We start from the raw sequence: 20,026 nt of genomic DNA on the forward strand, positions 1-20,026 counted from the left end.
TGCTGACTCAGCTTGAGTCAGCACTTTTAATTGATTAAACGTATCGCTTCTAATAATAAAGATTCTTCTTTTATTGTAATCGTCCTCAGATCCATCAATACGGAGTCATCTTTGATCCTTACAATAATCGGGATTCTAAATTCTTTTAGTTGTTTAGATAAATATTCTGCACCCTTTACATGCTTCAGACTAAGGCAATAAGTAGGAAGTTTCACATCAGGCATAGTACCTCCACCTACTTGAGAAAATTCAGCAACAACTTCAATGTTAAGAGAAAGATGTTCTCCGACTTCATTTTTTATCCAGCTGACTCTTTCTTTTATCAAACTCTCACTTTTCAAAATGTCACGAACAGTAGGAATCGATAAAATTTCGTCATTAAGATAAGCATGAAACGTTTCATTTAACGCAGCAATCGTAAATTTATCTACACGAAGAACTCGTGCAAGCTGATGTTTTTTTAAAATATCGATGTACTCTTTTTTCCCTGCTATTATTCCAGCTTGAGGACCGCCTAGAAGTTTATCGCCGCTGAAGGAAACGAGATCTATGCCTTGTTCGATGACTTTAGAAACTAACGGCTCTTCTCCAATTCCGTAATGCTGAAACGGAAAAAGTGCTCCACTGCCTAGATCTTCATAGAGAATGACATCTGAAATTTCATTCTTTAATTTTAAAAGCTCATGAGAAGGTACCTCTTTTGTAAATCCGATTACTTTAAAATTACTCGTATGTACTTTCATAACTATGGATGTATTTTCGTTTAATGCTTTTTCATAATCGGAAAGATGAGTCTTATTTGTAGTCCCCACTTCTTTTAAAGTAGCTCCGCTTTCCTCCATTATGGAGGATATACGAAATGATCCGCCGATTTCTACTAGCTCTCCCCTCGAGACAATAACTTCTTTATTTTTAGCAAACGCTTTTAAAATCAAATAAACAGCAGCTGCATTATTATTGACGACCATCGCCGCTTCAGCACCTGTTACTTGTTTAATCAGATGCTCTGTAAGATCATGCCTGGAACCTCGTTTACCTTCTTCTAGATTATATTCAAGATTAGAGTACGCAAGTGCAGTCTCCATCATGCGGTTTACAGCCGCTTCACTTAGTCTTGACCGGCCTAAATTTGTATGAATAACTACTCCGCTGGCATTAATCACAGAACGGATGCGGTTTGATGGATTTTCTAACTCTTTAATTACTCTTTGCTTAATGATTTGCAAAAAATCAGTATTCTCATCAATTGCACTCATCCCTCTAAGAATTAGTGTACGGCAAAACGAAATCGAATCTTTTACAGCGCGAGTTATTTCTTTTTCAGATGATCCGTCCCATTCATGGCTGATTGCTTTAACAGCTTCATGTACAGCCGGGAGCTTTCTCAATAACGCTGAATTTGACACGATGTAATCCTCCTTAAGATGAATAAAGCAATCCTAAAGAAGGACTGCTTTATTTAAACTTTTAATTTTTCTAGTTCTTTAATTAAAAAGTCGTGATCCGGAAATTCTCCGGTTTCTTTTTTAGAATAAATGTTTTTTCCATTCACTTCAATTTCAAATACCCCGCCAGAACTAGGAATCATTTCAAGTGAGGATATTTGAGCGCGAAAATGGTTAAAAAGGTCTTCCGCGAGACTCGCGGCTTTAGGCGCAAAGTTTCACATCATGCAAAATTCAATTCTTAACTTCACAACGATTACCTCCTTTTTTATTACCTATTTTATTATATCCTTAGCCAATAAACAAAAAAAATGTTTATACTACATGTAGGAGGTGTGAATACATATGAAAGATCACGAAAAAATACGACTAACTCAGTATTCTTCAAAAGGCGGCTGAGGATGCAAAATTGGTCCTGAAGACCTGACGCAAGTTTTGCGTTATTTGCCCAAACGAGAAAATGACCCTAACTTATTAGTGGGACTTGATACATCTGATGATGCAGGTGTATATAAATTAACAGACGATCTTGCGATGATACAAACGGTGGACTTCTTTACTCCAATTGTTGATGACCCTTATATGTTTGGTCAAATCGCTGCTGCAAATTCACTGAGTGATGTTTATGCAATGGGAGGAAAGCCCAAAACAGTAATGAATATTGTAGGATTTCCTATAAAAAAACTCGGCCATGATGTACTAGCTGAAATCTTAAAAGGTGCATCAGAAAAAGTTAAAGAATCTGGTGCCATATTAGTTGGGGGACACTCAATTGATGATAATGAGCCTAAATTTGGTTTATCCGTAACAGGTCTCGTTCATCCATCAAAGGTTTTTAAAAACGTTGGTGCTAAAAATGGTGATGTTATTGTCCTAACAAAACCAATTGGTGTCGGTATTCAAACCACTGCTATTAAAAGTAATAAACTTTCTGACACACAGTTAGAACTTGTAACATCAACAATGGCTGAGCTCAATAAAGAAGCTGCAGAAGGTCTTGAAGGTCTCTCGCCAAATGCAGTTACAGATGTTACCGGTTTTGGGTTATTGGGACACGCCGCCGAAATGGCTAAAGGAACAGGAGATATTTCTATACATCTGGACTTTAATAAAGTACCTCTATTACCAGGCACTAAAGAACTCGCACAAGAAGGCATAGTACCTGGAGGATCTAAGGCAAACCACCGATGGATAAAAGATGATGTGGAATACAGTGAACATTTAGAAGAGTGGCAGCAGCTCATATTATGTGATGCGGTTACTTCCGGAGGTTTGCTTATAAGTTTATCTGAAGAAGAAGCTAATGTTTATGTAGATCGGCTAAAGAAAAAAGGGAAAGATAATGTTAGAATCATTGGTAAAGTAACTTCTTTATTGAATAAGCCCATTATGGCAAAGTAAAAACTCCGGATTTTTCCGGAGTTTTCTTAATGCTTATAGATTTGTGAATACATGCTATCATTAAATTCCTCTGGTGTACCGTCAAAGAAAAGCTCACCTTTTTTCAGGGCAATAATTCTTGTTGCGAATTTCTTAGCAAGACCTACATCATGGACGTTAATAACCGTTACTAACTCCCGTTTTTCATGTGTTTCTTTTAACAATTGAAAGATTCTGTCTGCAGTTCCCGGGTCTAAACTCGCAACAGGTTCATCGCCTAAAAAAACTTTAGGGTTTTGAAGGAGGGCTCTTGCAATGGCTACTCTCTGCTTCTGTCCCCCACTTAAATTTTCCACTCTTCTTGTTGGTTCAACATACAGTTCGACCTGATTAATCGTTTCAATTGCAACTTGTCTTTCGGTCGGTTTAAATAATCCTAATAGGTTTTCATACGATTTTTTATAACCAAACAAACCTGTTAATACATTTTGGACGACACTCATTCTAGGAATCAGATTATAGTGCTGAAAAATCATACCTGTTTTTCTGCGAATTTCTAACATTTCCTTTTGGGACATGGCAGAAAGTGATATTTTATCCCATTTTACTGTACCTTCTGTTACTGGCTGAAGACCATTTATACAGCGTATGAACGTTGATTTTCCCGCTCCGCTTTTTCCTAATACACAGACAAACTCTCCTTTTTGTATGGAGATATTCAATTTTTTTAATGCAGGTTCTCCAGCACCTGGATATCGAACAGATACATTCTCAAATTGAATCATTTTACCACCTATATTACCTTTTCACGTATTTTACTGCCGATAAAATCAACTAATATAACAATGATCATAATTAGCATAACATCGACGGAAACAAGCTGATATTGGAATGTTTTAAAATGAATAAAGAGCTGCTGGCCGATACCGCCGCCACCAATCAATCCTAATATAAGTGATGTACGAATCGCTACCTCAAACCTGTAAAAAAACTGAGAAAGAACATTCGGCCAAATTTGAGGTAAAATTCCAAACACATTACCAATCCAGCGAGTAGATCCTACAGCAGACATCGCTTCCATCGGTCCTTTATCCGCTGCTTCAATTAATTCAGATATCAGTTTCCCTAATACACCTATATTATGCAGGACGATTGCAATAACAGCTGGAAAAGGACCGAGTCCAAGAGTTGTTAATAAAATGAGACCAAACACAAATTCAGGAACAGATCTTAAAAAACTAAGAAAAAATCTGATCATCGTAAATAAAAACGGATGTCCTGCAGTATTCCTTGCTGCTAAAAAACTGACGGGCAAACCGATCAGCAGACCAATCAAACTACCTAAAAAGGCAATTGCAATCGTTAATAAGCTTTCTTGAAGAAGATATGGAAGATTTTCCGTATTCATAGGAAACCATTTTGTTAGAAAATCCCCCATATTTTCAAAGTCTCGAAATTTTGAAAGATCAAATTCGGCAAGCCTCATGCTAAAAAATATTAAAACAGCGATAAGCAATAAGACAAAGAACTGACTTTTTTTAAACCAAACCATTTTTTCCCTCTATTCTTTTATCATACCCTCTTTTATCGCTGCCTTCCGGATACTCGCATAATCTTTGTTTTCGGCTTTTGTAAAACCGGTTGCGCCGTATGCTTCTAATATTTTTTTATCTTTTATAGATAAGAAAGCATCTTGAAGCTGCTTAATCGTTTGTTTATCAGTATTTTTTGATACAGCCCATGGGTATTGAAATAATTTTTCAGATTTCCAGATTGTCTTAATTTGTTTTCCATCCACCGTGCCTTCCTCTACAAGTTTATCAAAAATGGCACTGTCGATTGCACCAACGTCAACTTGCTTATTTTGCACAGCAAGAGCAGTAGCATCATGTGACCCTGTAAAACGGACATTTTGAAAATCATTTTCTGACTCGCTCTTATAGACTCCCTCATCCTTTAGCTTAATACTTGGTATTAAGGAACCTGATGTTGAAGAAGGGTCTCCAAATGCAAATCTCACATTTTTCACATCTTTTACCATATCTTCGATGGAATTGTACTTACTGTCTTTATGTGTGATCAAATATGAATAATAGAAAGGTTCACCTTTAATTAATTGAGTGATTATCGCCTTTGCTCCGCTTTGTTCATGTGCAACAACATATGTAAGCGGTCCAAAATACGCCATATCAATTTTGTTGTAGTTCATCGCTTCAACAACTCCGTTATAATCCGGATAAGATGTAATTTTCACCTCTCGATCTAATTTTCCACTTAGTACTTTTTGCAATTCATCAAGAGAGCTCTTCATTTCCCCTTCTGTTTGAGCAGGAATAACACCGATCGTAAATACATCATCTGTCTTCTTATTTGCGTTTTTCTCTTTGTCTTTCGTACCGCATGCTGCTAGAAAAAGTACGAGGATTAACAATATGCTTAATTTTTTCATTTCTCGTCCACTCCTATATTGGAATATATTTTTAAATAAGAATCAATTTCTTGTTTCAACAGATGATTTTCTTTTATCGTTTGGTAACCATGCAAAGAAAACCTCTCATACAAATCATGGTCTGTAATCAGTTGTTTTAATGAATTGTACAAACCTTTTTGATCCTCAAACAAAAGTCCATTATACCCATCATTTATGATACTCGAATTTCCTGGTATGTCTCTTGCAACAACGGGTCTCTTTTCTGCCATCGCTTCAAGCAAAGAGGTGGATTGCCCTTCAGAAATAGACGTGTTGATTACAATATCCGCCCAATGATAGACTTCTCTCATGAGTGATAAATCTATATCCGATTTATAATGAAACCAATCAAATTCATTTGTCAATTTGACTACTTGTTTAAAAACTTGATCATCAAGATTTGCTCCTAAAATTAAAAAAACGATTTCAGGATAGTTCTTTTGTAATTTCCGAATAGGTTCAAAAGCATAAAGCACATCTTTTACAGCTCGCAAACCTGCGGGCAACAAGATTTTTGGCAAGCCAACCGGGAAGTTAATGTTTGTCACTTCACCATAGTGTTCAGGGAAAAAAATAGTCTGAGGGATTACATGAACAAAATTTTCATGAAACATTAGAGTTTTAAGCAAATTTATCTTTGCATCGTCTGTAAACACCGTAATGGATTTAGCTCCATTTAAGATGTTCATGTACTTCTCTTTATTTTCATTAAGTGAATGATTAATGTCGGTACCACCTGATGTAATAACATACGGTCGATCCAAATGGAAATCATTCTTTTCATACCATTTTGTAAATCGTGCAAATTGAAGAATATGGTATAGATCAGCTTTTTTCATCTGTCTCATTATTTCTGGGGTTATCGACTCTTCCTCATATGCAAAGACTGTTACATTGACCCCCGCTGCCTTTAATCCATATTCAATCCTCTTAGCTGTTGCTGAGTTTCCTCGATTTTGATGATAATAAGGTGTGAAAAACAAAACATTAAACTCTTTCAATACCTACACCCATTTCCTTAATGCCTCATCTCTGACAGTATACCCCTTGGAATCCATGCATTCCAAAACAGGTATTAAAAACTTCCTTGATAAGTGAAGAGCATTTTTTGCATCTTGAACCGTAAATTGCAGATCAGTGTTTTCTTTTAGTATTGCAACAGTGCGAGCGAGAGCTTTACTGCCAATTAAAACATCATCATAAAGGATGTGAGCTCTATCATTTTTTAATAAAAAATATTTAAAATCAGAATAAAGTTCTTCTGGAAGCTGCTGACTTCTATAGATCGATAATAGATCTTTTGGTTCAATTCCCATCTCTTCAAGTATACCTGTTACTTGTATCATCCGTTTTTCCCATTTAGAAGGATAATAAGGTGTGAAATCTGGCAAATGCATGAACTGATCACTAATTTTTATCATTCCCTGATCGATCATCATTTCTATAAAACCTTGAATTGCCTTCTGATGCAAGTGAGGGTTGAGTGATTGAACCATCTCAGCCTTAGGTACGCCCGGTCGCAATGAATGAGCACGATGATAGGCTTCTAATTTAAGTCGCAACTCTTCTTCTAAGCTATTAAAAGTCAAGAACGACATGTAAAACCCATTTATGCAAATAATCCTTTGATTTTTGACAGATTCGTTTAATACATTGTCAATTTCTGCACTTATACCAGCTAATTTTTTTAACTCTTGTTTATTTAAGGATCCTTCTTTTTGAAGTGTTTGTAAAATTCTCTCTTGTGGAGTCCCTTCGAATTTTTCTTTTAGCATTTTGGACGTTTCAACACCAAATTTATACTTTTCGCCGTTCGGATCGATGACTTCACCTCCGCCGATCGTCTCTTCTGGTGAAGGGCGTCTAATGATAAATGGATCTCCCCGTTTCGTCACAATCAATTCATCCAGACGGACTTGGCAAAAGACTTGTTCAGTCGAAGGCTCTAGTTCATTGCGATCAAATAAAATAAGTTTTCCCATCAATTCAGCCGTCCCCGTATAGAACTTAATGAGTGATCGCTGCTTAAGTTTCCCTGCCCATCCTTTACCTGTCGTCAGAACAAGGTCAATAGTATTTGATACGCTGCAAGAATTAGGCGTAAGTAAAACATGACCTCTTTTCCATTCACTTTTTGCTCCGCCTGAAATATTAATAGCAGTCCTTTGTCCAGCTATCGCTGAAACTACTTTTGTTTTGTGAACCTGGAGTTTTCGTATTTTGACCTTTTCGCCTCCAGGTTGGATTTCGAGCTCTTCGCCTTCTTTAACTTCTCCTTCAAATATCGTTCCTCTTACAACTGTTCCCTGGCCTTTCACTGTAAAAATATGATCCAGTGGCATACGGAACGTTCCATTGGCAGATCTTGTTTTAGTACTTCTTAGCTTTTTAGCTATAGCATCTTTTAAATCATCAATCCCATTCATTGAAATACTGTCTACAAAATAAACCGGCAGATGTTCAAAAGCGGAATCTGTTGTCAATTCAATAATATCGTCTTCCACTAGAAGTCTTATTTCCTCATCGATTAAATCAGATTTAGTGACGACGATTATTCCGTTTTGTATGTTCAGAAAAGATAAAATTTCAAAGTGTTCTTTAGTTTGGGGCATTACCCCTTCATCTGCTGCGATAACAAGTAATACAAGATCAATACCAGCTACGCCGGCAATCATTTGTCTGATTAATTTTTCATGCCCGGGCACATCAACAATCGAAGTATGCAGGTCATCTGTCAGCTTAAACGGCGCAAAACCCGGTTCAATCGTAATTTTGCGGGCTTTCTCTTCTTTTAAGGTATCTGTATCAATACCACTCAAGGCTTTTGTCAGAGTTGTCTTCCCGTGATCGATATGTCCTGCCATTCCGATCGTATAATTGTTAATTGTCATCTGAAGAACCACCTATGTAAAATCTATTATTTACTTTAAGAAAATCATAAACGAATTTCGACAAATATGCACTATACTCACTCTTTGATTATTTCCCAGCCTTTTATGCAACGCTGCATAAATATTCAGTTATGATTACACACAAGTTATCCACAAGAAAAGTTATCCACACTTATCCACAACTTGGTCTGTTATAGTGTGTTTTCCCTTCTGTTATACACCGCAAACTGTTATAGTCCATTTGGCGACCTGTATTACTCGGCTGTTTGGCTGCACAAAATGCCACGGGTAATTATGTACCACTACCCGACATTCAGCATATTGTTTTCGTATTGTCGCTCTTAGAAGTGGTTGATTTCCTCTCACAACTGCTTGCTTTCCGCGAGGGGTATGGTGATCCACCTTGGTGGAAGATATTTGAAGTGCTGCTCCTGCATCCGGAAGCAAAACAACATCTAAGCGAGCTCCTTCGTCACATGTCACATCCCTTATGAGAAGAATATTCATGGTGCTGGCAGGCTGATCCTAGCTGCAGGCTCGCACCTTGCACTCCTTGTCAACGAAGAATCTTAAACCTAAAACAACAATCTTAGAAAACAGCCATTCATTAACACCAGTATGACCAATACCACTCCTTTCCTCACCTCCCCTACTTTGTATAGTTCAAAAACTATGAGATATTAGTAGGATAGACTTGGTTTTTTATTTTTAATAGTCTATACTAGAATTTGCAGTTTGTTATTTGGGGCCAGTTGTGTAGCTGGTGCTTGCCTGGGTCTTCAAAACCTTTTGGGAGGCGCGTGCCGTCTCCGGTGGGTTCGATTCCCACATGGTCCCGCCAAAATTTCTTACATAAGAGGTGGACGCATTGTCTGGATGGTTCATCACCTTTATCGTGTTATGGTCGATCTTTTTATTTACGATGTTTGCGATCGGCGGATACTTTATGTTTCGTAAATTTTTAAAACGCTTGCCAAAAGAGGATGGTAAATCCATCTTAGATTGGCAGGACTATTATATTAACGAGACCATACACCTTTGGAATGACGATCAAAAAAAATTGCTTAATGAATTAGTAGCCCCTGTTCCTGAACTTTTCCGGGATGTAGCAAAAGGAAAAATCGCAGGTAAAATCGGTGAATTAGCTGTAGAAGAAAAAGCGAGTATCATAACAGAAGATTTAATTATAAGAGGATATATTGTTGCAACTCCTAAGCGGGACCATAAATGGCTGATCAAAACTTTAAAACAAAAAGATATCGACCTTAAACCTTATCAATCATTGCTCGCATAAAAAAACCCTGAATCCAGTGGATTCAGGGTTTTCTTATAAGGCAATCTCATTTTTCTTTTTCTTAAACTGAAACAGCATCGCTAAACGCCAAGGCATGATCATTCCAAATGCTACGATAAAAAACAATGAACTTGTTTCTAAATAAGAAACGGTCGTGCCGATGTACCATTTTAGTACTAATCGGATCGTGAACAACCCGATTAAAATAAAGATGAACGCTTTTGAACGTATTAAAAATACCTGGTTATTCTTAATTTCAAATTTACTTGTAGCAATAAGCAATATGGAGAAGATCATACCAACCAAGAACGCCTCCCCCGCTTCTGCCCATGGTACACGAAAAAAAGGCATTACAAACATGAAAAAACCCGTACTCATAAAAACAGGAGGCAAAATGATTTTTTTAAATGTTACAGGCTCCCTCGTTTCTCTCATTCGAAATTTGAAAATTAAAATCCCCATTACTATAGCAAAAAATGTACTCGCAACTAAAAACACGGTCAGTTCCCTTTCTCTTCAGCTTTTTCTAATTTATCTTCTGCAATCGATAAGATGATTGTCATCGTCACGCCAATAACCGTAAAATAAACGCCAAGATCAAAAAGCATTGCAGTGGCAAGCTCTGTTTTACCCAGAAGCGGCAAATAAAAATAACCAAATGTGTGGCTTAAGAACGGCACTCCTAGGACGAATGAGCCCGCACCAGTTAAAATGGCTATGAGAAGTCCTGCGGCAATCATATATGTGAAATTAATTGGTAAAATCCTATGTACAGGCTTTAAACCGTAAGAAATGTATAGAAGCAGAAAGGCTCCCGCTCCCATTAATCCCCCTATAAATCCTCCCCCTGGTGCATTGTGTCCGGAAAGCAGCATATTTACGGAAAATGCCAAAATAACAAAAACGATTGTGTTAGTTGTAGTTTTTAAGATTACATCATTTGAGCGTGAATTCATGTGTCAGTCTCCTTTCTTGGCTGCAATTAAAAACCTTGAAACCCTCCGAATACACGGTTCACTAAAAAGGAAGTAAATTGTGTCATCCAGTTAAAATATAGCAGTACTCCCATTACAATCATGAGACTTCCGCCAATTTTCATGAATTGACGATTAAATCTTTTAATTACTTTTAGTTTATCCAAAAAGAAGCTTAAAATAAAAAACGGAACTGCAAATCCAAGCACATAAGCAATCATATAAGTTAATGATTCAGCAGGATTCGAGACTCCTAGAGCGATTACTCCAGCAAGAATCGGTCCCATGCAAGGAGTCCACCCTGCAGCAAAACCAATACCGATCAGAACAGAACCAAAATAACCTGCTGGTCTTGACTGAAAACGAATCTTTTTATCTTTCATTAAGAATTCAGGAGCGATTAAGCCCATCACAACAAGTCCAAAAAACACGATAACAATGGCACCAATCTGTCTTAGAAGAGATTGATAACGAACAAAGATATCACCGATTATGGAGGTAGATAAGCCAAGGACAATAAAGATGATTGAAAAACCTAAAATAAAAAATAATGTATGTAATAAAGCTCTTTTTCTCATCATGGCTTGTTCTTCTTTTAATTCTTGAACTGATATTCCCGTAATATACGATAAAAACGCTGGATACAGCGGCAAACAGCATGGAGAAATAAACGACAGCAGCCCGGCAGCAAACGCAAGCCAAATATTGATATCAGTCATCTTAATAGCTCCTTAATCATAGTCTCTCTCTATCTTAATGTGAATTCAACATTTGTTCAATCATTAAGAAAGACAGCTTCACCCAAAGCTGTCTAATTCCCAATTATTTTTTATCTAAGTACTCTTCCAGCGTTATTCCACGCTTATAAATTTCTTTTGCATGTTCTTTGCCTACATAACGAAGATGCCACGGCTCATAACTGTATCCTGTTACTTTTTCTTTTCCTTTGAGGTAACGGATAATAAAGCCATATTGATTTGCGTTTTCAGCAAGCCATTTTCCTTCCGGTGTCTCACCAAACTTCTCTTCAAGTCCATAGTTAACTTTCGGAGAAGTGACATCCATAGAAAGACCTGTCTGATGCTCACTTTGCCCAGGCTGTGCACTTACCTGGTTCGCTTTTTCTTTTCCGCGCTGATTAGCGTTGTACGTAAATATAGAAACTTGTGTTTCATATGAACGGTAACCTGATTGTGCAAGTAATTCAAGCCCTTGATCCTCTGCTCCTTTAAAGAGTTCTTCTAAAGCAGAAGCAGCTTCTTTTCGCATTTTCTTTTTAGGTAAATCCTCTTTAAAAGGAAAAGGGACATTTGGAATAACAAGATCCTTAGGTTCATAGTCCCCTGGAAGATTTCTTTCTTTATTGGCTACTACTAAAAGGTCATCAGGGTTCTGAACGATCGATTTCCCGTCTGAAGATGCTTGGACAGTTTCTTCGAGCCACGGTAAATCCTTTTGATTCTGTTCTTGTCCGCTATTACTTTCAGATGGCGTTTTAGATTGATCAGGTTTCTTGGCCTGATCTTCTTTTTTCTCTGTTTCATTCTTTTTTTCTTCTGATTGATTCTTTTTCTCTGAATCGTTAAATGCCGCATTCCATTCCTTCTCTACCCAGTCAACGGGTTTACAAGCAGAGAGTAATAGGATGGAACCAATCAGCATTGATGGTTTAACAAATCTCTTCAAAACGTTATCATCCTTTTAAATCAGTTTGTTTGTATGCTATCTTATCATAGGACAATATGCAAATAAGTCAATATGAAAGGTATGATAGTCGAATTTTTGATGAAATTTAGACAAAAAAAGGAACCAAATATGCGGTCCCTAGCTTACATCTTCAATTGAATCTTTCCCGTGCTGTAAAATAAACATTTTATGATATAGCCCTCTATGCATTAATAGCTCTTGATGTGTTCCTCTTTCAACGATTTCGCCTTTATGTAGTACTAAGATTAAATCTGCATCTTGTATCGTTGAGAGTCGATGAGCAATGGCAATTGTAGTACGGCCGTTTCTCATTTTATTCAATGCGGCTTGTATTTCTTCTTCTGTTTCAGTGTCAATATTTGCAGTAGCTTCATCTAAAATTAAGATTTGAGGCGAAAATGCCATCGTTCTAGCAAAAGAAATCAATTGCCGCTGCCCGCTTGAAAAAGTCGAACCCCTTTCACCTAATTCTGTACGATATTGTTTTGGCAGTTTCTCAATAAAAGATGATGCTTGAACAAAGCGTGCAGCATCTTTCACATCCTCATCAGTAATCGAAGAATTGTATAGTCTGATGTTTTGTGCGATATCTCCAACAAACAAAAATGGATCTTGAAGAACAAGTCCTACCTTATTTCGTATTTCCTTATTTTCAAATGATTTTAAAGGTATATCATCTATTAAAATTTCTCCCTTATCAATATTGTAAAAGCGCATCAGCAAATTAATGATTGAACTTTTTCCGCTTCCTGTATGCCCTACTAGAGCAACGGTCTGGCCAGGGTATGCAGTAAACGAAATGTTTTTTAAAACTTCTTGCTCGCCATCATAAGAAAAAGATACATTTTCGAATGCAATCTTGCCTTCTTGTATGACGGGATACCCCTCCCCATTCTTCACTGGAGCCGCTTCCTTTTCATCCATCACAGTAAAGACTCTGCCTGCTGACACAATGGCTTGCTGAAAGATTGATAGTCTCATCATCATCATATTTACGGGTTCAAAAAAACGATCCAAATAATTAATAAACGCGTAAATAACCCCTATTTCCACACTTGAACCAAATGACTCTATTCCAAAAAACGAAAGAATCATGAGCAAAGCAAACATATAAATCAAGTCTACTGCTGGCCGTAAAAGTAAACCATTATATTTTATATTTCTCATTTGTGCTTCGTTATGTTCTTTATTGATATTTGCAAACTCATGGCGCAGCCGTTTTTGCTGATTAAATACTTGTACAATCGCCATTCCTTGCAAAGATTCGTTTAGCTTTGCATTCAGCTGGCTCAGTTTTTCTCTCATCTCATAGAATGATTTTGAACTATATTTACGGTACAGCCACATTATGGCTGTAATAAAAGGTATAATCCCTAAACAAAACAATGCTAATTTTACGTTTAAATAAAACATAAAACCGAAAATTCCGATCAAGACAACTATATTTTGAACAAAAGTTGAGAGTACACTTACATATAAATCTTTTACTGCCTCTGTATCATTAGTTATACGAGACACTAAACTTCCAACAGGAGTGCGGTCAAAAAACTTTAGACCTAACGTGTGTACTTTCGAGAAAATCTGTATTCTAATTTCATGAATAATATCAAGTGCAACCGATTGAAACAGCACCAATTGCATATAATGGACCGTCGCAGAAAATACAATCAAACTAACATATCCAGCTGCAAGCAGCCACAACATTTGATAATCAAAGCTGCTGGGCGTCAGCTGGTCATCTATAAAAGTTTTAACTAAAATCGGCCCAGTTAATTCTGCTCCAGTTGCAAGCAATAACAGTAGAAAGGCTAATGCCAATTTCCGTTGATGCAATTTAGTATATGACATTAACCGTTTAAATACGTTCCATTGTTTCATTTGCTTTAATTCTTGTTGCCCTTCAAAATTAGGAGTGCTCATGCGTTAACACCTCCTTGTGCAATCAGCGATTCTAATGCTTGGCGCTCATATGTTTCTTTATACCAGCCTTCTTCACCCAGTAATATTTGATGGGTGCCACTTTGGATTATTGAACCGTGATCCAAAACGATAATCAGATCACAATGCGCAATCGATGAAAGCCGGTGTGATGTAATGATGGTCGTTTTGTTTTGGCGTTTCATTTTTAAATTTTGAAGGATGATTTCTTCTGTTTTTGCGTCCACAGCTGATAACGAATCATCCAATATCAAAATTTCAGGCTCTTTAAGAATGGCTCTTGCAATTGATAATCTTTGTTTTTGCCCACCTGACAACGTTACTCCCCGCTCTCCAACTACGGTTTCATACCCTTGTTTAAATTGGGTAATATCAAGATGTATGGAAGCAAGTTCTGCCGCTTCTTTAATTTTCGAAAAAGGAGAGTCTATATTAGCAAAAGCGATGTTTTCTGAAATTGTCGCTGAAAAAAGGAAGTGATCCTGTGGAACATATCCAATCGATTCTCTCAATTTATCAAGCCGATATTCGCAAATATCGTTACCGTCTAAAAGAATTCCCCTGCATTTCATGTTATGTTCACGTAAAAGGAGCCGGCAAAGTGTCGTTTTTCCGCTCCCTGTCTTACCAACAACACCAAGTGTCTTACCTCTCTTTAACGAGAAATGAACATTATTAAGTACAGGAGAGTGATCAGCATAACTAAATTTATCTATTTGATACACGAGGTCTCCTTTAGGACTATACTCGATTTTACCTTGATCAACGATCTCTTCTTTGACTGCAAGCAACGCTTCCACACGATCATATGACGCTCTTCCTCTTTCAACGATGTTAAAAAGCCATCCGAAAGCAAGCATCGGCCATATTAACAGTCCAAGATAGCTAGTAAAAGACACAAGTTCGCCAATCGTCAATTCATTATTCACTACTAATCTAGAACCATAGCTCACTGCAAGCAAGAATGAAAATCCGATTATTAAGGAAATGGTAGGATCAAATAAAGAATCGATTTTCGCTACAGCCATATTTTTCTTTACTGCGTCTTTCGAAAGATCAGTAAAACTATTTATATCCTCTTTTTCTTGCCCGAATGCTTTTATAACACGGGTCCCTGAAATGCTTTCTTGTACTTTATCATTTAACACAGAGAAGGCTTCTTGTGCACTATGGAATCTTTTGTGCAGCATCGTCCCATATTTATTTGTAGCCCAAGCCATCACAGGCAGCGGGATTAAACTAACAAGTGTTAATTTCCAGCTGATCGTTGTAGCCATTGCTACAAGGGTCATACCGCCCATCATCAACGAATCGACTAAAGTCAGCACCCCATCACCAGCTGTTTGTTGAATAGCCTGAAGATCGTTTGTAGAATGTGCCATCAGATCCCCAACACGTCGTTTATGATAAAACTCTTGAGATTTTTTCGTGAAATGTGTGTATAATTTGTTCCTTAATAACATTGCAAGTTTAACAGCTGCTCCAAAAATAAAAATTCTCCATATGTATCGAAGAATATAAATTCCGAGTGCGATCCCAATTAGAACACCTCCATAATACCAGAGCAGTTCTTCGGTCAATGTTCCCTCTTTCATATGATCGACGATGCTACCAACGATTTTCGGAGGTACCAATAACCCAAGGGATACTAAGGCTAACATGAAAATACCGCCTAAATACCGCCATTTTTCTTGTTTGAAATACCACATTAATTGTAAGAACACCCTCACAATCCGTTCCCCCTCGTAAGCAATTCCACGCACTTATAGTTTACCAATATATGAGAGTTATTGGGAAGAAAAAAAGAGCAGCTCTCTGGCTAGCTCCTAATTGTTTATTAAATCTATTTCATTTTTCACCTTCTGATATAATTCTTCAAAGGTGTCTGCAATTACATCCACACAAGAACTTTCATACTTTTCTTTTGCATAATCATATTTAGGATCATAGTATGATTCCAATAAATGAGATACTACTTTTTCATAATCACCATTGGATACTGCAGCTTGGATATCTGACATAATCAATGGCGAAATACGTTTCGTGAGCTTATTAATAGCTTCTTCGATCTGCTCTTCATGTAAAGAAGGATTGTATACTTCACAAATATAGTTTACTCTCATTGAAAAAGGTACTTGAACATGTATTCTTGTTCCAGAAAATTTACCTTCCAGTAAAAATTGCGGGACTATTACTCTGCCAATCCTTTTACTTTCTGACTCAATAATAAGGCATGATGACTGTTGAATCTTTTTTAAACGCTCATAAAGTCTGGATTCAAACATTTTTTGTGATGCCGCTTCTTCGCCAATTCCTCCGAATATTGATCCTTTGTGACCTGCCATTTTTTCCAAGTTAATGACAGGATAACCTTCTTGCTGTAAATTTTCGAGAAGTTTTGTTTTCATCGCTCCAGTATGGCCTTCGATAACGATAATCTTCTTTTTCCTCTGTTCCAATTTTTTAAAAAATTGTTCAATTGATTTACGATAAGAACGAATCCCTCCAATCAGCTGAAGAGACTTAATACCCATTAAATTCATTGTTTGTGAGATACTTTTACTGCGCATCCCTCCACGGGCACAATATATAACAACTTGTTTACCAGGATTCTTTTGCATTTCACACTTAATTTTTTGAAAAAATCCAGTTAATTTTGGAGCTGTAATTTCCAAGCCGCGTTCTATTGCGTATTCTTTACCGGATTGTTTATAAAGCGTTCCAATTTCGGCTCTTTCTTCATTTGAGAAGATACTTAAACTTTTCGCACCTGGAATATGATATTCTTCAAATTCTTTTGGAGATCTGACATCGAATAGAAGATAGGATTCTTCCATCAACTCATCAATTGTAATTGTAGTAATCTTATCGCCCACAGTTATCACCCTTTAAATTAGCGAATCTTAAAAAGAAACAAGTTTATCGTTTAACGAAAACAAGCACCCAGATATTTGGGGTGCTTGTCCACTTTACTTCATTTGTTTGTTCATCGCCTGCATCATTTGATTAATTTTCTTCTGAGAAGGCTTTTGCCCCATCTGCATCATCATTACACGAAGCATATTTTCATTAATCGGCGGATTTTTTTGTAAATAACTCATCATATACTTGCGGGCAATAAAAAATCCGATCGCAACTCCTGCAATCAGTGAAAGTGCACACACAAGGATTATCATACCAGTACCCATTGTTAAAACTTCCTCCTTCATGTTGTCTAGAACTAGTTTACTACAAGTTATGGGTTCCACACAAGATTTGAAAGCGATTTATGTAGCATATACCTTATTCAATTTAAACGGTGAAAGCCACCCAAATTTTTTTTGTTGATAATCCATACCTAAAAAATAGGGTTCAAATCTTCTTAGCGCTTCAAAAATTACAGTTTCTGCTTCCAAATCTCCAAAACTAAATAAATGCAAATTTCTTTTATTCATTTCTAGTCTTGCAGTACTGTTATTACAATCTATTCTGTATGAATGACCTTCATATCGCCATTCATATTTTTCGTTTAGTTGTTCCCAAAAGTGCTCTTCTAACTGAGATAAAGACAACAGTGAAGTCACATAGCTGATTTGCTTTTCTAAAATTTCTTTGGAACATCCCGCAGCTTTCTGCTCCTCCAAAAATAATTGAAATAATTTATTTTCTTTTCCATAGTAGGCATGAGCAACTTCTTTTGTAATTAAATAAATATAGAATTCCCTCATGAAAACTGCTCCTCTCCGACTGCTTTGTTTGTAGTATAAACAAATAATGCCGAAAAGCTTGTCTAAACGAAGGAGTGAAAAGAAACTTTTTTTGTCGAATTACAAAGAAAAGAAGGCTTTCAGCTGAAAACCTTCTTTTACATTGACTCTTGTATTATTTGTTTAACAAATTCTTTACTTTGCTTACTACATTTTCCGGAGTAAAGCCATATTCTTTGATGATGGTTTCCCCTGGTGCCGATGCCCCAAATGTATCGATCGTAAGCGTGTCTCCATCAAGACCTGTATATTTATGCCAGCCTAATGAGGAGCCCATTTCAATCGCTAATCTTTTTGTAATATGTTTAGGCAGTACAGACTCTTTATAATCGTTATCCTGCTTATCAAAACTTTCCCAAGAAGGCATTGAAATTACAGATGCGTTAATTCCTTCTTTTTTCAATAATTCTTGAGCTTCCACTGCCAGGCTTACTTCTGAACCTGCAGATAATAATAGTACTTCAGCTTCTTCATCTGCTGGAGAAATAACGTAGCCTCCGCGTTTTACTCCTTCATACGCTTTTTCTTTCGAGTTTTTCAAGATAGGAAGATCTTGGCGGCTCAATACAAGAGCAGTTGGCTGATCTTTACTTTCCACAGCAACTTTCCATGCTGCATTAGATTCGTACCCGTCTGCTGGACGAATCAGATTTAAATTCGGAAGAGCGCGTAATGAAGCAAGCTGCTCAACCGGCTCATGTGTAGGACCGTCTTCACCGACTGCTACACTGTCATGTGTAAGCACATAAGTAACTGGAAGACCCATTAATGCCGATAGTCGGATAGCTGGACGAACGTAATCGGAAAATACGAAGAAAGTACCTCCGTAAACTTTGAGACCACCATGCAGAGCCATACCATTCAATGCAGCACCCATCGCGAATTCACGTACACCAAACCAAACATTACGTCCGCTGTAGTCGTTACGGCTGAAATTAACTTCACCCTCTAGCAGCGTTTTGTTTGATCCGGCTAAGTCAGCAGAACCACCGAATATAGAAGGTACGTTTTTAGCAAGCACGTTTAACGCCTTACCAGATGATGAACGTGTAGCGATTGCTTTATCAAATTCAGGCATGTTCTCGTCATAATTGGCAGGAAGTTCGCCTTTAATAGCCCCTTTTAATTCTTGTGCTAATTCTGGATATGCTTCTTCATACGACTTGAATAATTCGTTCCACTTATTCGCTTTATCCTGACCCTCAGACTTCAGATCTTCAAAATGAGATCTTACTTCTTCAGGTACGTAGAAGTCCTCTTCGAAAGTCCATTTATAAGCTTCTTTTGTTAATAAAATCTCCTCTTTTCCAAGTGGAGAACCGTGAGAAGCAGACTTACCGGATTTGTTAGGTGAACCATGTCCAATCACTGTTTTCACTTCAATTAGAGTAGGTTTGTTTAATTCTTTTTGAGCTTCAGCAATTGCTTTTTCAATTTCATCTAAATCTGTACCATCTTCAACAAAAAGAACTTGCCATCCGTAAGCTTCGAATCTTTGCTGAACATTTTCAGAGAAAGAGTGATGCAATTCTCCATCTAAAGAAATGTCATTAGAATCATAAAGCATAATCATTCTGCCCAGTCCTAAGTGACCAGCTAAAGACGCTGCCTCTGAAGAGATACCTTCCATTAGGTCACCGTCACCACAAATCGCATAAGTAAAATGATTAATGATGTCAAATTGATCACGGTTATATTTAGCTGCTAGATGACGCTCAGCCATTGCCATACCGACAGCCATTCCCATACCTTGACCTAACGGACCCGTTGTTGCCTCAACTCCAACAGTATGTCCGTATTCTGGATGTCCAGGAGTCTTACTTCCCCATTGTCTAAATTGCTTAAGATCATCTATTGTTAATCCATAACCGCTTAAATGCAGTAAACTATACAACAAAGCAGAGCCATGTCCTGCTGATAAAACAAAACGATCCCGGTTAAACCAATCTGGATTGGCAGGACTGTGGTTCATAAACTTCGTCCACAGACTATATGCCATAGGTGCAGAACCCATTGGCATACCTGGATGTCCAGAGTTAGCTTTTTCAACACTGTCGATCGATAAAGTACGGATAGTACTAATTGCTAGTTCATCAATATTACGTGACAAATAAATCATCCCTTCATATGTATCTAATCCATTTTGACTTTCATAATAAACGTTCAACTCATTTTAGACAA

Annotated in this window: 19 protein-coding genes and 1 tRNA gene; 3 read left to right on the top strand and 17 right to left on the bottom strand. The window is 37.2% G+C overall.

The window, feature by feature from the left end:
- Positions 1 to 26: 26 nt before the first annotated feature.
- Both selA and RGB74_RS20115 read right to left on the bottom strand, forming a co-directional pair.
- Complete coding sequence (selA, locus tag RGB74_RS10085) at positions 27 to 1,406, bottom strand: L-seryl-tRNA(Sec) selenium transferase (RefSeq protein ID WP_310759190.1); 1,380 nt, start codon at positions 1,404 to 1,406, stop codon at positions 27 to 29.
- Between the two features lie 53 nt (positions 1,407 to 1,459).
- Positions 1,460 to 1,672: an Rdx family protein gene (locus tag RGB74_RS20115; protein WP_396136060.1), complete on the bottom strand. Its 213-nt coding sequence runs from the start codon at positions 1,670 to 1,672 to the stop codon at positions 1,460 to 1,462.
- Between the two features lie 118 nt (positions 1,673 to 1,790).
- Between RGB74_RS20115 and selD the strand changes: the two genes are divergently transcribed.
- The gene (selD, locus tag RGB74_RS10090) at positions 1,791 to 2,846 is read left to right on the top strand and encodes a selenide, water dikinase SelD (RefSeq protein ID WP_310759191.1); all 1,056 of its coding nucleotides are present in this window, start codon (positions 1,791 to 1,793) and stop codon (positions 2,844 to 2,846) included.
- Between the two features lie 26 nt (positions 2,847 to 2,872).
- Here selD and phnC read toward each other — a convergent pair whose 3' ends face one another.
- Genes phnC through selB form a run of 5 tightly spaced genes read right to left on the bottom strand, consistent with a single transcriptional unit; the run spans position 2,873 to position 8,186 of the window.
- Complete coding sequence (gene phnC, locus RGB74_RS10095) at positions 2,873 to 3,610, bottom strand: phosphonate ABC transporter ATP-binding protein (protein ID WP_310759192.1); 738 nt, start codon at positions 3,608 to 3,610, stop codon at positions 2,873 to 2,875.
- An 8-nt stretch (positions 3,611 to 3,618) separates the two neighbouring features.
- Positions 3,619 to 4,377 carry a phosphonate ABC transporter, permease protein PhnE gene (gene phnE, locus RGB74_RS10100; RefSeq protein ID WP_310759193.1) on the bottom strand — a complete coding sequence of 253 codons (759 nt, stop codon included), beginning with the start codon at positions 4,375 to 4,377 and terminating at the stop codon, positions 3,619 to 3,621.
- Between the two features lie 9 nt (positions 4,378 to 4,386).
- The gene (gene phnD / locus RGB74_RS10105; protein WP_310759194.1) at positions 4,387 to 5,274 is read right to left on the bottom strand and encodes a phosphate/phosphite/phosphonate ABC transporter substrate-binding protein; all 888 of its coding nucleotides are present in this window, start codon (positions 5,272 to 5,274) and stop codon (positions 4,387 to 4,389) included.
- A complete protein-coding gene (locus tag RGB74_RS10110) occupies positions 5,271 to 6,296 on the bottom strand; it encodes a glycosyltransferase (RefSeq protein ID WP_310759195.1) in 1,026 nt (341 codons plus the stop codon). Before RGB74_RS10110 ends, phnD begins: the two co-directional genes overlap by 4 nt.
- 3 nt (positions 6,297 to 6,299) lie before the next feature.
- Complete coding sequence (selB, locus tag RGB74_RS10115) at positions 6,300 to 8,186, bottom strand: selenocysteine-specific translation elongation factor (protein WP_310759196.1); 1,887 nt, start codon at positions 8,184 to 8,186, stop codon at positions 6,300 to 6,302.
- A 744-nt stretch (positions 8,187 to 8,930) separates the two neighbouring features.
- Between selB and RGB74_RS10120 the strand changes: the two genes are divergently transcribed.
- Together RGB74_RS10120 and RGB74_RS10125 are read left to right on the top strand one after the other, a co-directional pair.
- A tRNA-Sec gene (locus RGB74_RS10120) sits at positions 8,931 to 9,027 on the top strand.
- Positions 9,028 to 9,054: 27 nt separating this feature from the next.
- Complete coding sequence (locus RGB74_RS10125; RefSeq protein ID WP_310759197.1) at positions 9,055 to 9,480, top strand: DUF2621 domain-containing protein; 426 nt, start codon at positions 9,055 to 9,057, stop codon at positions 9,478 to 9,480.
- A 33-nt stretch (positions 9,481 to 9,513) separates the two neighbouring features.
- Here RGB74_RS10125 and RGB74_RS10130 read toward each other — a convergent pair whose 3' ends face one another.
- From RGB74_RS10130 to tkt, 10 genes are all read right to left on the bottom strand, one after another.
- Positions 9,514 to 9,978, bottom strand: a complete 465-nt coding sequence (locus RGB74_RS10130; protein WP_310759198.1) for a CcdC family protein — start codon at positions 9,976 to 9,978, stop codon at positions 9,514 to 9,516.
- A gap of 2 nt (positions 9,979 to 9,980) precedes the next feature.
- Positions 9,981 to 10,436 (bottom strand): Na(+)/H(+) antiporter subunit B, encoded by a 456-nt coding sequence (locus tag RGB74_RS10135; RefSeq protein WP_310759199.1) that lies wholly within the window; start codon positions 10,434 to 10,436, stop codon positions 9,981 to 9,983.
- A 26-nt stretch (positions 10,437 to 10,462) separates the two neighbouring features.
- Complete coding sequence (locus RGB74_RS10140; RefSeq protein WP_310759200.1) at positions 10,463 to 11,173, bottom strand: cytochrome c biogenesis CcdA family protein; 711 nt, start codon at positions 11,171 to 11,173, stop codon at positions 10,463 to 10,465.
- Positions 11,174 to 11,276: 103 nt separating this feature from the next.
- Complete coding sequence (locus RGB74_RS10145; protein WP_310759201.1) at positions 11,277 to 12,140, bottom strand: M15 family metallopeptidase; 864 nt, start codon at positions 12,138 to 12,140, stop codon at positions 11,277 to 11,279.
- A gap of 138 nt (positions 12,141 to 12,278) precedes the next feature.
- Positions 12,279 to 14,081, bottom strand: coding sequence for an ABC transporter ATP-binding protein (locus RGB74_RS10150; protein ID WP_396135958.1), 1,803 nt, complete (start codon positions 14,079 to 14,081; stop codon positions 12,279 to 12,281).
- Entirely contained in the window at positions 14,078 to 15,829 is a 1,752-nt protein-coding gene (locus RGB74_RS10155; protein ID WP_310759202.1) for an ABC transporter transmembrane domain-containing protein, read from the bottom strand. The genes RGB74_RS10150 and RGB74_RS10155 overlap by 4 nt, the downstream gene beginning before the upstream one ends.
- A 96-nt stretch (positions 15,830 to 15,925) precedes the next feature.
- On the bottom strand, positions 15,926 to 16,975 hold the full coding sequence (gene mnmH / locus RGB74_RS10160; RefSeq protein ID WP_310759203.1) for a tRNA 2-selenouridine(34) synthase MnmH: 1,050 nt from the start codon (positions 16,973 to 16,975) through the stop codon (positions 15,926 to 15,928).
- Between the two features lie 93 nt (positions 16,976 to 17,068).
- The gene (locus RGB74_RS10165; protein ID WP_066241071.1) at positions 17,069 to 17,287 is read right to left on the bottom strand and encodes a YneF family protein; all 219 of its coding nucleotides are present in this window, start codon (positions 17,285 to 17,287) and stop codon (positions 17,069 to 17,071) included.
- Positions 17,288 to 17,365: 78 nt separating this feature from the next.
- A complete protein-coding gene (sirA, locus tag RGB74_RS10170; RefSeq protein WP_310759204.1) occupies positions 17,366 to 17,806 on the bottom strand; it encodes a sporulation inhibitor of replication protein SirA in 441 nt (146 codons plus the stop codon).
- Between the two features lie 154 nt (positions 17,807 to 17,960).
- Entirely contained in the window at positions 17,961 to 19,964 is a 2,004-nt protein-coding gene (gene tkt / locus RGB74_RS10175; protein ID WP_396136061.1) for a transketolase, read from the bottom strand.
- Positions 19,965 to 20,026 lie beyond the last annotated feature (62 nt).

Origin of the sequence: Bacillus sp. NEB1478 (assembly GCF_031582965.1) — a bacterium.
Classification (GTDB): domain Bacteria; phylum Bacillota; class Bacilli; order Bacillales; family Fictibacillaceae; genus Fictibacillus.